12 protein-coding genes are annotated in these 14,790 nt (G+C 67.7%); 4 read left to right on the top strand and 8 right to left on the bottom strand.

All coding sequences use genetic code 11. The annotated features are described in order from the left end of the window. Window position 1 precedes the first annotated feature (1 nt). From CFB24_RS01020 to trpB, 8 genes are all read right to left on the bottom strand, one after another. Window positions 2-1,081, bottom strand: coding sequence for a uroporphyrinogen decarboxylase family protein (locus CFB24_RS01020; protein WP_088518706.1), 1,080 nt, complete (start codon window positions 1,079-1,081; stop codon window positions 2-4). Then, window positions 1,078-1,740 (bottom strand): corrinoid protein, encoded by a 663-nt coding sequence (locus CFB24_RS01015; RefSeq protein ID WP_088518705.1) that lies wholly within the window; start codon window positions 1,738-1,740, stop codon window positions 1,078-1,080. Before CFB24_RS01015 ends, CFB24_RS01020 begins: the two co-directional genes overlap by 4 nt. A gap of 33 nt (window positions 1,741-1,773) precedes the next feature. After that, window positions 1,774-2,025: a 4Fe-4S dicluster domain-containing protein gene (locus CFB24_RS01010; protein WP_088518704.1), complete on the bottom strand. Its 252-nt coding sequence runs from the start codon at window positions 2,023-2,025 to the stop codon at window positions 1,774-1,776. Between the two features lie 155 nt (window positions 2,026-2,180). Next, a complete protein-coding gene (locus CFB24_RS01005) occupies window positions 2,181-3,350 on the bottom strand; it encodes a trans-sulfuration enzyme family protein (protein WP_088519470.1) in 1,170 nt (389 codons plus the stop codon). Window positions 3,351-3,358: 8 nt separating this feature from the next. After that, window positions 3,359-4,729 (bottom strand): pyridoxal-phosphate dependent enzyme, encoded by a 1,371-nt coding sequence (locus tag CFB24_RS01000; RefSeq protein ID WP_088518703.1) that lies wholly within the window; start codon window positions 4,727-4,729, stop codon window positions 3,359-3,361. 175 nt (window positions 4,730-4,904) lie between these two features. Beyond that, window positions 4,905-7,643, bottom strand: a complete 2,739-nt coding sequence (locus CFB24_RS00995; RefSeq protein ID WP_088518702.1) for a DUF2339 domain-containing protein — start codon at window positions 7,641-7,643, stop codon at window positions 4,905-4,907. Between the two features lie 382 nt (window positions 7,644-8,025). Beyond that, window positions 8,026-8,877, bottom strand: coding sequence for a tryptophan synthase subunit alpha (gene trpA, locus CFB24_RS00990; protein WP_088518701.1), 852 nt, complete (start codon window positions 8,875-8,877; stop codon window positions 8,026-8,028). Continuing rightward, window positions 8,874-10,091, bottom strand: coding sequence for a tryptophan synthase subunit beta (gene trpB / locus CFB24_RS00985; protein ID WP_088518700.1), 1,218 nt, complete (start codon window positions 10,089-10,091; stop codon window positions 8,874-8,876). Before trpB ends, trpA begins: the two co-directional genes overlap by 4 nt. Before the next feature lie 131 nt (window positions 10,092-10,222). On the opposite strand from trpB, the gene CFB24_RS00980 reads away from it, so the two are divergent. The 4 genes from CFB24_RS00980 to CFB24_RS00965 all read left to right on the top strand — a co-directional run bounded on the left by CFB24_RS00980 (window position 10,223) and on the right by CFB24_RS00965 (window position 14,788). Then, complete coding sequence (locus tag CFB24_RS00980) at window positions 10,223-11,116, top strand: LysR substrate-binding domain-containing protein (protein ID WP_088518699.1); 894 nt, start codon at window positions 10,223-10,225, stop codon at window positions 11,114-11,116. Between the two features lie 184 nt (window positions 11,117-11,300). Continuing rightward, a complete protein-coding gene (locus tag CFB24_RS00975) occupies window positions 11,301-12,653 on the top strand; it encodes a phenylacetate--CoA ligase family protein (protein WP_244593182.1) in 1,353 nt (450 codons plus the stop codon). A 12-nt stretch (window positions 12,654-12,665) separates the two neighbouring features. Next, on the top strand, window positions 12,666-13,967 hold the full coding sequence (locus CFB24_RS00970) for an O-acetylhomoserine aminocarboxypropyltransferase (RefSeq protein ID WP_088518698.1): 1,302 nt from the start codon (window positions 12,666-12,668) through the stop codon (window positions 13,965-13,967). Further along, window positions 13,964-14,788: an alpha/beta fold hydrolase gene (locus CFB24_RS00965; RefSeq protein WP_088518697.1), complete on the top strand. Its 825-nt coding sequence runs from the start codon at window positions 13,964-13,966 to the stop codon at window positions 14,786-14,788. The genes CFB24_RS00970 and CFB24_RS00965 overlap by 4 nt, the downstream gene beginning before the upstream one ends. Window positions 14,789-14,790: the final 2 nt, after the last annotated feature.

Genomic DNA, 14,790 nt, shown 5'->3' with positions numbered 1-14,790 from the left:
CTCAATATCGCCCGTAAAGCCGCGCCGCCTGCACCATGGTGCGGGCGGACAGAAGATTGCCGTTGGGAGGAAACTCGCAGCCGCTCGACAGGATGAACCCGCCTTCCGCGACGCCGAACGTCTCGATCTGCGCGCGACAATCCTCCAGCACCTGCGCCTGGGAGAATTCATGGCCGACCTTGGCGGGATCGGCCACGCCGATGCTCACCACCTTTTTGGCCCAGTTGGCGGCGTGCTCCTGCCAATCGGCGGAGCCATGGGCGGGATAGGCGTGGGAAATGGCGATGGGGTTGATGTGTTCGAGCACGGCGTCGAAATAGACGCCGCCGCCGCAATTGTGCACGATCACGGGCACGCCGGCGTCGCGGATGGCGTCGGCTACGGATTTGAAAATCTCGGCCTCGAATTTCACCCAGGTCGATTTCTTCAAAATGCTGGCGGAGGAATAGAGCGGGTCGAGCACGATGGCGTGGGCGCCCGCCTCGATCTGCGCCTTGGCGTATTCGATCAGCACTTGGTTGATCGTATGCACCGCCTCCAGCACCCGGTCGGGATGGCGGATCACGTCCTTGAACAGTTCGGCATGGCCGCGAATCTGCGACAGCACGCCGAGCGGGCCATAGACGAAGCCCATGGTCGGCACGCGGTCGCCGCGCGCCTCCACCAGCCCGCGCACGATTTCGATCACCGTGGACATGCGCCGCGATTTGTGCGGATCGACCGGCTTGACCTTGATGTAATCGTCGGCTGTTTTGATGAACGGATTGTCGAAATTCGGCAGGGCCGTGCTGCGTTCCGGAAAGATCACTTCCTGCCCGAAATCCTCAGCCTCGACCGACAGATCGACCAGCGTGAGAAAGCCGTCGAACTCGATCAGATCCTGCGCCGCCAGCAGGCTGGCGACGGCCACCTTCGGGTCCTGCGACCAGCGGTCGTAGGAATAGCCGAGCACCCGGCACGAGGCGCCGCAGACCAGCGGCGCGGCGGGAACGCGGTCGGGCTTCTTGTATTGCAAGGCCAGCACGACGCGCTCCAGCGGCGTCAGCTCCTCGCGGGTTTCGGTGCGGATGGAGATGGTCATGCGGCGTTGCTCAATCCGACGAGGCGCTTGGCCAGTTCGACGGCCTGCGCGGCCTTGGGCGCGTAGCCGTCGGCGCCGATGCGGTCGGAGAATTGCTGCGACAGCGGCGATCCCCCGACGATCACCTTGAAGCGGTTGCGCACCTTTTCGGCTTCGAGAATCGAAACCACTTCGCCCATGCGCTCCATCGTGGTGGTCATCAGCGTGGACAAAGCGATGACGTCGGCCTTCACCGCGATCGCCGTCTCGACGAATTTTTGCGGCGGCACGTCGCGGCCGAGATCGTGCACCTCGAAGCCGGCGACCTCCAGCATGATGCGCACCAGATTCTTGCCGATGTCGTGGGTGTCGCCCTGGACGACGCCGATGACGACGCGGCGGTTGAAGCCGGTCTGGTGCGTCTTGATGTGCGGGCGCAAAATGGCGAGGCCGGCATACATGGCGTCGGCGGCGATCAGCAGTTCGGGGACGAAATATTCCTCCTCGTCGAACAGTTTGCCGGCCCGGTTGACGCCCTCCAGCAGGCCGCGCTCGACCGCTTGCCAGGCGTCGTAACCGCGATCCAGCACTTCCTGCGCCAGAATCGTGGCGAGCTTCTCGTCGAGTTCGAACACGGCGGTCGCCAATTGCTCGTAAAGTCTTCTCTGGTCGTCGGACATGGGGTCACTCCACTGTGGGGCTTGGGGGGCCGGTCAGGCGCGAACCGGCGAAACGGGTTTGGGCTGGACGATGCGGGCGATTCCTTCGTGCAGATGAATCAGGCCGGGTTCGCAGACGGGGACGCAGGCGCCGCAGCCCGCGCAATTGTCGGCGAGAATGCGCACGCCTCCTTCCGCATCGGCGCTGATGGCGTCGTTGAAGCAGGCTTCCAGACAATCGGCGGGACAGCCCGCGCAGGGAGAGGCGGCCGAAACGCGTTCGGCGCAGGAGGAAATGTCGGCCATGGCGGAGACGGAACGCCCCTTTTCAGGCTTGTGCGCATCGACGGGATGCGAGGGAAACGAACTGTCTCCATTATTAGTATATAAAATCTATCAACAAAATGATCTAAATCAATCAGCGTCGATGCGGCGGCCGCGAACGGCCGCCGCCTCAAGAGTCAATCGACCCGCGCCAACGCCGCGGCGAGGTCGGCGACCAGATCGGCCTCCTCCTCGATTCCGACCGACAGGCGCACCAACGAGTCGCTGATGCCGGCCTCGGCGCGCCGCTCCGGCGGGATGGTGGCATGGGTCATCAACGCGGGATGTTCGATCAGGCTTTCGACGCCGCCCAGGCTCTCGGCCAGCGTGAACACGCGCACGGATTCGAGGAATCGGCGCGCGCCGGCGAGATCGGTGGCGAGATCGACGGAGATCATGCCGCCGCCGGCACGCATCTGCCGCCGCGCCAGCGCGTGCTGGGGATGCGACGCCAGCCCCGGATAGATGACGCGCCGCACCTTGGGATGGCTCTCCAGCCAGGAGGCGACGGCGAGCGCGTTGTCGCAATGCCGGCGCATCCGCACGTCCAGCGTCATCACCCCGCGCAGGGTCAGGAAGGCGTCGAACGGCCCGGCGATGGCGCCGACGGCGTTCTGCAGGAAACCGACGCGCTCGGCGAGATCGGCGTCGGGGCCGACGATCGCCGCGCCGCCGATCACGTCGGAATGGCCGTTGAGATATTTGGTGGTGGAATGCACGACAATGTCGAAGCCAAGCTCCAGCGGCCGCTGGTTCCAGGGCGTGGCGAACGTGTTGTCGGCGACGGCGAGCACGCCCGCTTCGCGGCAAATCTCCGCCACCGCCGTTAGATCGACCAGGCGAAGCAGTGGGTTGGTCGGGGTTTCCGCCAGAACCATGCGTGTGTTGGGGCGCAGGGCGGCGCGCAGGGCGGCGGGCGAGGTCAGATCGACATAGGACACGTTCAGTCCGGCGCTGCGCGCCCGCACCCGCTCCAGCAGGCGGTAGGTGCCGCCATAGAGATCGTCGCCGGCGATCAGATGATCGCCCGGCTGCAACAGCTCCAGCACGGCGGCGATGGCCGCGAGGCCCGAGGCGAAGGCGAAGCCCTTGGAGCCGCCTTCCAGATCCGCCAGCCGCCGCTCTAGCGCGAAACGCGTCGGATTGTGCGAGCGGCCGTAGTCGAAGCCTTTGTGGACGCCGGGGCTTTCCTGCTCATAGGTCGAATTGGCGTAGATCGGCGGCATCAGCGCGCCGGTGGAGGGATCGGGCGTGCGCCCGGCGTGGATGACGCGCGTGCCGAATCCCGGTTTGATCCTTGAGGTCATGTTCATGGTCAGGCCGCCTTGAGGCGCAGATGATTGAGAAGGTCGAAGCGGGTGATCAGGCCGTAAAACACGTCGCCTTCGGCGACGATGGCGACCAACCCGCGATCGAGCACCGCTTGCAGCGCGCCAAAACCGGCGCGGGGCGAGAGGATTTCGAGATGGGTGGTCATGGCTTCGCCGGAGGGCGTGCCGAAATTGGCGGGATTGGCCCGCACCCGCTGCAGGATGTCGGTTTCGTCGAGCAGCCCGACGATGCGGCCGCCGTCGATCACCGGCAGCTGCGAGACTTCGGCGTAGCGCATGCGCACGAAGGCGGTCTGCAGCGGATCGGAGGGCGTGACGCTGACGACGCCGCCTTCGTCGAACCGCCGCGCGATCAGGTCGCGCAGATCGCCGAACGTCTTGCGCGGCAGCAGGCCGTGGTCGATCATCCAGTTGTCGTTGTAGACTTTCGAGAGGTAGCGCGTGCCGGTGTCGCACACCAGCGTGACCACGCGCTTGGGCGTGGTCTGTTCGCGGCAATAGCGCAGGGCGGCGGCGAGCAGCGTGCCCGTGGACGATCCCCCATGCACGCCCTCCGCGCGCAAAAGCTCGCGGGCGGCGGCGAAGCTTTCGGAATCGGGGATTTCATAAGCCGCCGTGACGCCGGTGAGATCGGCGATGGGCGGCACGAAATCCTCGCCGATGCCCTCGACCATCCAGGAGCCGGCGACGCCGATGCGTCCCGTCCGCACATAATTGGCGAGAATCGATCCCTTGGGATCGGCCAGCACGAATCCGGTTTTCGGGCTGGCGCGGCGGAAGAAATGTGTCAGCCCGGTGAGGGTGCCGCCCGAGCCGACGCCGCAGACGATGGCGTCGACGTCATGGTTCATCTGGGCGAAAATTTCCGGGCCGGTGGATTCTTCATGCGCGGCGGGATTGGCCGGATTGCCGAACTGGTTGACATAGAAGGCGCCGGTCTCCTCGGCGATGCGCGCCGCGAAATCCTGGTAATAATCGGGATGGCCCTTGCCGACGTCGGACCGGACCACATGCACGACCGCGCCCAGCGCCTTCAATTGCAAGACTTTTTCGGCGGCCATCTTGTCGGGGACGACCAGAACGAGGCGATAGCCCTTGGCGCGGGCGATCAGCGCCAGGCCCAGGCCAGTGTTGCCGGCGGTCGCCTCGATAATGGTCGCGCCCGGCTTGAGCCGCCCGTCGCGCTCGGCCGCCTCGACCATCCACAATCCCACGCGATCCTTGATCGACCCGCCGGGATTTTGCGACTCCAGCTTCAGAAACAGCTGGCACGGCCCCGTGTCGAGGCGGGTGGCTTCGATCAAGGGCGTGTTGCCGATCAGTCCGAGCACGGCCGGGCGGGGTGTCCTGGGCATTGTCAATCCTGCATAAAAGAATCGGACGCGCCGGCGGGGGCGCGTTTGGAACGTCCTATTTATACATATTGTCCATAAAAATAATAGACTAATTGGGCGCGGCATTTGTTCTCATCGGGATTCCCCGCGAAAGCGCGGCTTGAGGCCGGTTTTTCCCGCCGCGACGCGCGTGCGATCAGGCTTCGGGTCTGTCCGGGCCGTCGTCGGGCGCCGCCCCCGACGCACGGAAGACGAGTTTCTGATAGACGAGCCCGATGCCGATCAGCACGGCGCCAAGGCAGATGAACGAGAAGGCGCGCGCGGCGCCTTCGAGCGCGCCGAGATCGTAGAGGAACACTTTTAGCACCGCGAGCAGGACCACGCCGGCCGAAGCGATCCGGGCTTCCAGCGAGCGGCGCAGCAGCCCGTAGCCGAGCAGCGCCACCCCCAGCGCCAGCCAGACCGCGGAATAGGCGTAAACTTCGAGCGATCCCGCTTCGGCCTTCCAGCCGAGCGCCGCGCCCTGGAAGACGCGCCGCGTCTCCAGCGTGACATAGGCGAAGGTCAGCGCCAGGGCGATCAGCCGCGTCATCCGCACCAGCCAGCCCGGAGGCGCAGCGACATTGGCGAGCGCCGCCGCCGTCGCGGCGGGGAGCGCATAGCCCAGCAGCAGCGCGTTCAGGACCACGCCGCCTTCGACGGGAACCGCATCAAGATAAGGGTTTTTGGCGATGAGCAGGCCGAAGGTCGATCCGGCGGTCGCGCCGATGGCGAAAGCGCGCGAGAACCAGCCCAGAACCGGCCGCGCGCCCCGCGCGTCGAGCCGCAGCAGCGCATGGGCGAAGCCGAACCCGGCGATGGCGTAAAGGCCGAATTCGGACAGGCTGGCGCGCGCGGCCGTCATGTCGCCGCCGGTCATGGCGTGGCGGATTTCGAAGAAGGCCAGCAAAGCCGAAAAGGCGATGGCGAGCGTCTGCGCGATCCTCGTCGCGCCATCCTGTCGGGAGCGTCCGAGCAGATGGGCGGCGAGGCCGAAGGCGGCGGCCGGAACGCCATAGCCGAACAGCAGCCAGTTCAGGATCGGCGTCGCGCCGAGGTCGTCGCCGACGATCCGGGGATCCCAGACCAGCCGCGCCGCGACGACCAGCCCCATCGCGGCCACGGCTTTTCGCAACGCGGAGATGTCCAGACGGCTCGCGACGAAGGCCGCGCCCAGCGCGGACAGCGCCAGCGCGATGGTCAGCGCGCCGCTCTCCAGCGCGAAATTCAGGCCGAGCGCCATCGCGGCGAAACCGCCCGAGGCCATCAGGCCGAGCGCCAAGCGGTCGCTGGCCATTTGCGGCCGGCGCCGGCGCAACGCCCCGGCGAAGGCCGAAAACCCCGAGGCGAGCGCCAGCGCGGCGCCGGCCCACATCGCCTTGGCGCTAAGCGTCGCGATCTCCCCGGAGTCGAGCGACGCTTCGCGCGTCACCCACAGCGCTAGCAAGGGCGTCAGCGCCGCCGCGCTGGCGAGCAGGGTCGTCGCGCCGCGCGAAAGATTTTCGGTTCGCCACAAAGCGCGGCCGGACAGCGCCGCCACCGCGCCGGAGCCAGCCAGGGCGAGCGTGTAAAACAGCGCGGGATGCGCCAGCTCGCCGACCTCGGGCCGCGTGGTCAAGTCGATGAAACGCGGCCACATGATCAGCAGTTCGACGACGACGGCGCCCGCCGCGAGCAGCAGGCCCGGCGCGACGGCCGGCCGGCTGGCCCCGGCCAAGGCGAGCGCGCCGATGATCGCGGCGATGCAAATGCTCCACAGCGCGCCGATCCCGCCCTGCGTGGCGAGTTCGGCAAATTGCGCGCCCGCGAACACGGCGAACAGCGCCGGCGCGACATTGGCGAGCGTTTGGCGCAGAGCGAAACGGGCGAACAGGGCGCGGCGGTCGAGGGCGTAGAGCCAGACGGCGAGCGCGGTGTGAAAGGCGAAATGCAATTGCGTGGGCGCCGCGACGATCTCCGGGCGCCCCTGCATCATCACGCCGCCCCAGGCCGCCGCGCCGACGGTTCCGGAGATCGCCAGCCAGCCCCATCGCCGCAGCCGCGCCAGAGCGGAGGCGGCGCCGACGACAAGGACGAGATAGATCGCCAGCGGCCAGGGGCTGGGATGGGAGGAATGGACCAGCAGCGGCGCGCCGAGGGCGCCGATCAGGCCGAGGCCGGCGATGGCTGGCCCGTGCAGCAAAGCGGCGAGCAGGGTCGCCAGCGCGGCGGCGCCGAGCGCGACGAAGGCCAAGCCCGGGCCGATGAAGCCGTAAAGCGCATGGGCGGCGTAGATGACGCCGAAGGCCGTGGTCGTTCCGGCGGCGGTGAGCACGGCGGGCGTCGGCGTCGCGGCGTTGGTCGCGCGATCGCGCCGGCGCAGTTTTTCGCCAAAGCCGATCAGCGCGACGGCGAGCGCGAGGCCGCAGGCGATCCGCATCGCCGGGCCGAACAAGCCCTGTTCGACGGCGTAGCGGGCCAGCAGCAGGCCGCCGAGCGCGAGGGCGAGGCCGCCGACATAGACCACCCAGCGCGTGCCGATTCGTTCTTCGAGTGAGGCGGGCGGTTGCGGCGGCGGCGCGATGGGGCCGAAGTCGCGGGCAGGCTCGGGCTCAAGCGGCTCCGGCGACCAATCGGCGGGATCAGGCGGGATGTCCGAGACGACGCTGGCGCGGTCGCCGGATTGCTGCGCGGCGCTCGGCGACTGGGCGGACAGCGCCGCCAAGGCCTCGCGCAAAAGGCGCTGCGAAAGTTCGAGATCCTGAGCCAGACGCTCAAGGCGCTTCAGCCGGGCGCGGGCGTTGAGCGCAAGGAAGAAGCCGATGGCGCCCAGCGCCGCCAGCAGAAAGGGAGTCGCTGAAAAAAACACCAGAGCGTCGTCGACCATGCCGGGGCCCTCGTTTGCAATCGTCGTCATGAAATCCCCGTCCGAGGCGATGGCGACGGACCGTGCGCAAACGCCTGGACCCCGGCGCGACGGCGATCACGGAGACGCCGGCGATGAGAATGCCAAACGGACGGACAACGGTCATCGGGAGATCCGAATGAGTTCGCGACAGGCTCAAGAATAGCGAAATGTGAACAATGTTCAAGGATGCCGCGAAACAATCCCGCGAACTGGTTAGCGCCTTGATACGATGCGCGACGCCGCCGAAAGGCCGCCCGGTTTTCGCGCACGCAAGAAAACATCCAGTGCGGTGAGACGGTTCGTGATTTCCCACTTTGAGTAAAAAGTGAAGACGATACTCAAGGCATTATCATCTTCACGCCGGAAATCTATCTCTGGCCCATGCGCAGCCTCATGACCGAGGCTGACGCTTCCCACCTATGACCTTCCCCACGGCGGCGCCGGCCCCTGCGGTCTCGTTCGGACGGAGGGCTTCGGCGAACGCCCGCACCGCGCGCAAGGCGGCGTCCACCCCCTCGCTGGCGAGCGTTTCGACCAGTTGCGACCCCACCACCACAAGGTCCGCATGTTCGGCCAGCGCGCGCGCCTGCGCAGGGCGGCGAACGCCAAAGCCGGCCGCGATCGGCGCGCGCGTATGCCGCCGCGTGCGGGCGATGGCGGCGCCGGCCTGTTCGGGCGCGCAGCTTGCGGCGCCGGTCGTGCCCGTGATCGTCGTGTGATAGACGAAGCCGCTGGCGTCGCGCAGGATTTCGGCGAGGCGCGCGTCGTCGCTGGTGGGCGCCGTCATGACGATCAGGCGCAGTCCGGCGGCCAGCGCCGCCGCCCGATAGGGCGCGGCGTGCTCCACCGGCAGATCGAGCAGCAGCAGCGCATCGGCGCCGGCCGCCGCGGCGTCGGTCATGAATTGCTTGTCGCCATATTGCATGACCGGATTGACGTAGCCCATCAACACCACCGGCGTGGCGGAGTCGGTCTTGCGCAGTTCGGCGACCAGCGCCAGCGTGCGCGCGGAGGTCTGGCCGGCGGCGCGGGCGCGCAAATGCGCATTCTGGATCGACGGGCCGTCGGCGACGGGATCGCTGAACGGCAGGCCGAGTTCGATCACGTCCGCGCCGGCCGCGCCGAGCTGCGCGAGCAGTTTTGCGCTAGTATCGAAATCGGGATCGCCGGCCATGAAATAGCAGACCAATCCGCTCCGGTTCTGGTCGCGCAGCCGCGACAGCGTGGCGTCGAGGCGGTTCATGCGGCTTCTCCCTGATGCGCCTGGACGGTGGCCAAGTCTTTGTCGCCGCGCCCGCTGAGGTTGACGATCAGAATTTGCTCCCGCGTCATGCGGGGCGCCAGCCGCAGCGCAAAGGCCACGGCATGGGCGCTCTCCAGCGCCGGCAGGATGCCCTCCCCGCGCGCCAGCCGGTGGAAGGCGGCCAGCGCCTCGTCGTCGTCCACCACGGCATAGGTCACGCGCCCGCTTTCAAACAAATGGGCGTGTTCGGGACCGACGCCGGGATAGTCCAGCCCGGCGGAAACGGAATGCGCGTCGGCGATCTGGCCGTCGGAATCCTGCAACAGATAGGTCAGGTTGCCGTGCAGCACGCCGGGGCGTCCGCCGGACAGGCAGGCCGCATGTTTTCCGCTGGCCAATCCGAAACCGCCGGCCTCCACGCCATAGCAGCGCACGGAAGGGTCGGCGAGAAACGGGTGAAACAGGCCAATCGCATTCGAGCCGCCGCCGACGCAGGCCACCAGCGCGTCCGGCAACCGTCCGCAACGGGCCTGAATCTGCTCGCGCGTCTCCTCGCCAATGACGCGCTGGAAGTCGCGCACCATGCTGGGGTACGGGTGCGGACCCGCGCCGGTGCCAAGCAAATAATAGGTGGTCTCCACATTTGTGATCCAGTCGCGCAAGGCCTCGTTCATGGCGTCCTTGAGCGTCGCCGTGCCCACAGCGACTGCGCGGACCTCGGCCCCCAGCAGGCGCATCCGCGCCACATTCGACGCTTGCCGGGCGATATCCGCCGCGCCCATGTAGATAACGCATTGCATGCCAAACAGCGCGCAAACCGTGGCGGTGGCGACGCCATGCTGGCCCGCGCCGGTTTCGGCGATCACGCGGCGTTTGCCCATGCGTTCCGCGATCAGGATTTGGCCGACGCAATTGTTGATCTTGTGAGCGCCGGTGTGATTGAGGTCCTCGCGCTTGAGGAAAATCTGCGCCCCTCCGGCCTCGCGGGTGAGGTTTTGGGCCGGGAACAGCGGCGTCGGCCGCCCCACATAATCGGTCAGGATTTGCCGGCGACGGGCGCGGAACGCAGGATCGGCCAGGGCGGCGGCGAGTTGCTGGCGCAGCGCGCGCAACGCGGGCATCAACGTCTCCGGCATATAGGCGCCGCCAAAGCGGCCGAATTGCCCGGCGGCGTCCGGTCCCGCCTCCGAATGGGATGAGCTTGTGTTGGTCATGCCGCGCTCCTGCTATAAATCAGGCTTGCAGCCTATCCACCCGTTCTCTTCGCAAAAACTGATATGATCTTACGGCTTGATGTGAGAAAAACTCATATCATGTCCCCGAACCCGACCGTCTCGCCAAGCTGATGCGCCGCCTGCCTCCTCTGAACGCCCTGCGCGTCTTCGACGCGGCGGCGCGCCGCCTGAACTTTTCGGCGGCGGCGGAAGACCTGTGCGTCACGCACAGCGCCGTCAGCCACCAGATGCGCCAGCTTGAGGACTGGCTGGGCTGCAAGCTGTTCGTGCGCCATGCCGGCGGCGTTCGGCTGACGCCCGCCGGCGAACGCCTGCATAGCGCCAGCAGCGTCGCGCTCGATCAGCTGGCGCTGTGCTGTCAGGAGATCGCGCAAGGCGAAAGTCCGTCCGAACTAGTGGTTGGCGCGCCCGGCAGCTTTCTCGCCAACTGGCTGATTCCCCGATTGCCGCGTTTTGAGGTGCGGCGCCCCGACATCAGGGTGAACCTGCGCACATGCGGGGAATTCGCGCCGCTGGAACAGGGCGGGATCGACATTTTGCTGGTGAGCGGCAGGCACTGGCCGCGCGCCGTGGCGGCGCGTCGCTTGTTCGCCGATGCGGTCGGCCCCGTCTGCGCGCCGGCGCTGGCCGAAAAACTGCGTGAGCCCGCCGACGTCGTCGGCCAGCTTCTGCTGCACACCCGATCATGCGTCGAGGCTTGGCCGGATTGGGCGGAGGCGCTTGGCCTCGCCGCTCCGGCCTTTGGCGCGGGGCGCAAATTCGACCATCTGCCCTTGATGCTGGAGGCCGCCGCAGCGGCGATCGGCGTAGGCGTCGCGCCCAAGCTGCTGGTCGAGCGCCAGATCGAAAGCGGACGCTTGATCGCGCCGTTCGGCTTCGTTCCCTGTGGCGCGGTCTTCGCCTGCTGCCTGCTCAAGACGCGCGCGGACGAGCCGGCCTTGCGGGAATTTTCCGCGTGGCTGGCGGAGGAGGCCGCGCCCATCGAGGGAGGCGACGGCGCCTGACGCCGAGCGCCCCGTTTGGCGGCGCGGGTGAGGATTTTCAGCGCCCGCGTAAATATGAGTTGATTTATAGACTTTATGAAATATTCTGAAGCTGAAGCTCGTCCGAGGCTTTGGCGCCTCGTCTCCGGGCCCAGGAATCGCTCGGCGTCCGTCCGCCGATCCGATCGATTGCGAGGTCGTTATTGTGAATTTCGCCATCCGTCAGCCGCTGCGCTCGTCGCAAGCCTATTGGGACCAGCAGCTCGAAACCCAAAGCCGCGCTCAATGGCGCGCCCAATCTCTCGCGCTGTTGCAGCGTCATCTCGCGCTCGCCTACGAAAAATCGCCGTTCTACCGCGCCCATTTCGACGCGGCGGGCGTCCATCCCGACCAGCTCCGCACGCTTGACGATCTCCGGCGCTTCCCTTTCATCAACAAGAAAGTCGTGCGCGACCGGCAAATCGCGGTTCCGCCGTTCGGCGACCTCTGCGCCGCGCCCGAGCGCGACATCGTCTATATTTCCGCGTCGAGCGGCTCGACCGGCGTGCCGACCGCCTCGCCCTTCACCGCGCAGGATTTCGACGACTGGATCGACTATGAGGCGCGGCAATTCTGGTCGTCGGGCCTGCGCCCGGAAGACCGCTACTGCCACTCGCTGAATTTCTCGCTGTTCGTCGGCGGCCCCTGCGTGCTGGGCGCGCAAAAGCTCGGGGCGCTGTCGATCCACGCGGGAACCGTGCCTTCGGAGCGGCTGCTGAAGATTCTGGGCCAGTTCCAGGCCACGGCGATCTGGACCACGCCGTCCTACGCCTGGTATCTCGGCGAAACCGCGATCAAGGAGGGGATCGACCCGCGCAACGACCTCGCGATCAAGCGCATTTTCGTCGCGGGCGAACCCGGCGGCTCCATCCCCGAGACTCGCCAGCGCATCGAAAAGCTGTGGGGCGCCTCGGTTTACGATTATTACGGACTGTCGGATATTTTCGGCTCCTGCGCCGGCATGTGCGAGCAGAAGGACGGCCTGCACTGGGCCGAGGACCATATTTACGTCGAAGTGCTCAATCCCGCGACGGGGGAGTCGGTTCCGTTCGGCCAGCGCGGCGAACTGGTGCTGACCACGCTGAAGAAGACGGCGCGGCCGATGGTGCGTTTCCGCACCGGCGACATCGTGTCTTTCACCGACGAGCCCTGCGCCTGTGGCCGCACCTCGCTGCGCATGCTCGGCGTCCACGGCCGGCTCGACGACATGCTGATCATCAAGGGCGTGAACCTCTTCCCGTCCGACGTCGAGTCCATCGTGCGCGACGATCACGACCTGACCGGCGAATACAAGCTGATCGTCGAGCGCGTGAACCATCTCGACCGGCTGACCATCGACGTCGAGCATGTGGCCGGCTGGACCGGCGCGCCCGAGGATCTGGCGCATCGCATCGCCCGCCACCTGAAATCCGTGGTCGGCATATTGGCCGATGTGCGCGTGCTGCCGCCGGACACGCTGCCGCGCGAGACGCACAAGGCCAAGCGCGTGGAAGACCGGCGATCCGGCGTCTGGGCCTGACGCGCCACGATCATGCCCGCACCCCGCCCGCCTGCTTTCGAAACGCTGAGCCTGCACGCGGGCCAGCGTCCCGATCCCGTCACCGGCGCCCGCGCCACGCCGGTTTACGACACCACCTCCTATGTGTTCGCCGACGCCGACCATGCCGCCGGCCTGTTCAACCTTGAGCGCGCCGGCCATCTCTATTCGCGCATCTCCAATCCAACCGTGGCGGCGCTGGAGGAGCGCATCGCCGCGCTGGAAGGCGGCGTCGGCGCGGTCTGCGCCGCCAGCGGCATGGCGGCGCTGCATCTCGCCCTCGTCACCCTGCTCGGCGCCGGCGACCACATCGTCGCCTCCGCCGCGCTCTACGGCGGCACGGTCAACCTGCTGGCGCAGACGCTGCCGCGCTTCGGCGTGACCACCACATTCGTCGATCCGCGCCGCCCCGATGCCTTCGCCGCCGCGATCACGCCGCAGACGCGGTTGATTCTGGGCGAAACCATCGGCAATCCCGGTCTGGAGGTTTTCGACATTCCGCGCGTGGCGGCGATCGCCCATTCCGCCGGGCTGCCGCTGCTGATCGACAACACTTTCGCCACGCCCTGGCTGTTGCGCCCGATCGAGCATGGCGCGGACCTTGTGCTGCATTCGCTCACCAAATGGCTCGGCGGCCACGGTCAGGCCGTCGGCGGCGTCATCGTCGATTCCGGCCGGTTCGACTGGACCGCCTCCGGCAAATTCCCGACTCTGACCGAGCCTTGCGCCGGCTATCAGGGTCTTGTCTTCGCCGAACAGTTCGGCCCCGCCGCTTTTGCGATGCTGGCGCGGGCGGTGGGCTTGCGCGATTTCGGCGCCTGCCTGTCGCCGCACAATGCGTCGCGGCTGCTGACCGGGGTCGAGACCCTGCCGCTGCGGATGCCGCGCCATGTCGAGAACGCCGCCGAAGTCGTCAAGGCGCTGGCTGCGCACGAGGCCGTGGCCTGGGTCAATCACCCCAGCCTGCCCGATCATCCCGATCACGCGCTGGCGCAAAAGCTGCTGCCGCGCGGGGCGGGCTCCGTCGTCACCTTCGGCGTCAGGGGCGGCCGCGCCGCCGGCGTGAAATTCATCGAGGCGCTGCGGCTCGCCAGCCATCTCGCCAATGTCGGCGACGCCAAAACCCTGGTGATCCATCCCGCCAGCACGACCCACGCGCAGATGAGCCCGGAGCAGCTCGCCGCCGCCCGCGTCGGGGAGGATATGGTGCGCGTGTCGGTCGGGCTGGAGGCGCCCGAGGACATTGTCGCCGATCTTAAACAGGCGCTGCGCGCGTCGCAACGAGGCGGATCATGAAGCTGACGCTCGACCGCCGCGCGGTTTTCGCCGGGACCGGCGGATACGCGCATGACGCCGCGCAGCCTCTGGCCGTTCTGCTGCATGGCGCCGGGATGGACCATACGATCTGGGCCTTGCAGAGCCGCGCGCTCGCCCGCCGCGGCCTGCGCGTGGTCGCCGTCGATTTGCCGGGCCATGGCGCCTCGGAGGGGCCGCCGCTCGGCTCCATCGAGGAACTCGCGGATTGGACGGCCGCGCTGATCCGGGCCGCCGGCGCCGGGCGCGCGTTGATCGCCGGGCACAGCATGGGCTCGCTGATCGCCCTGGAGACGGCGGCGCGCCATCCGGAGCGCGTCGCCGGGCTGGCGCTGATCGGAACGGCGGCGGCCATGCCGGTGCACGCCGATCTGCTCGCCGCGGCGGCGGCCAATGATGACGCCGCCATCGCCATGGTCAGCCTCTGGGGCTTGGGCGCGACCGCCACGCTCGGCGGCGGTCCTGCGCCCGGCCTGTGGATGCTCGGCGGCGCGCGCCGCCTGCTGGAGCGGGCCGGTCCCGGCGTGCTGCACGCCGATCTCGCCGCCTGCGCCGCCTATGCCAACGGCGCCGAAGCCGCTGCGGCGCTGCGCTGTCCCGCCACCCTGATACTCGGCGGGCGCGATCAGATGACGCCGCTCAAGGCCGGGCAGGCGCTGGCCGGGCTGATCGCCGACGCGCATATCGTGGCTCTGGAGGGCGCCGGCCATTTGCTGACCATCGAACGGCCGGACGACGTCCTGGCGGCTCTGACCAGGGCGGCGTCCTGTCTAAATGTCGGATCGGGTCAGACGTCCGGTTGATT

Origin of the sequence: Rhodoblastus acidophilus (genome assembly GCF_900187365.1) — a bacterium.
GTDB lineage: Bacteria > Pseudomonadota > Alphaproteobacteria > Rhizobiales > Beijerinckiaceae > Rhodoblastus > Rhodoblastus acidophilus.
The sequence above is the reverse complement of the archived record's forward strand: the minus strand, read 5'-3'. Positions and strand labels throughout refer to the sequence as shown.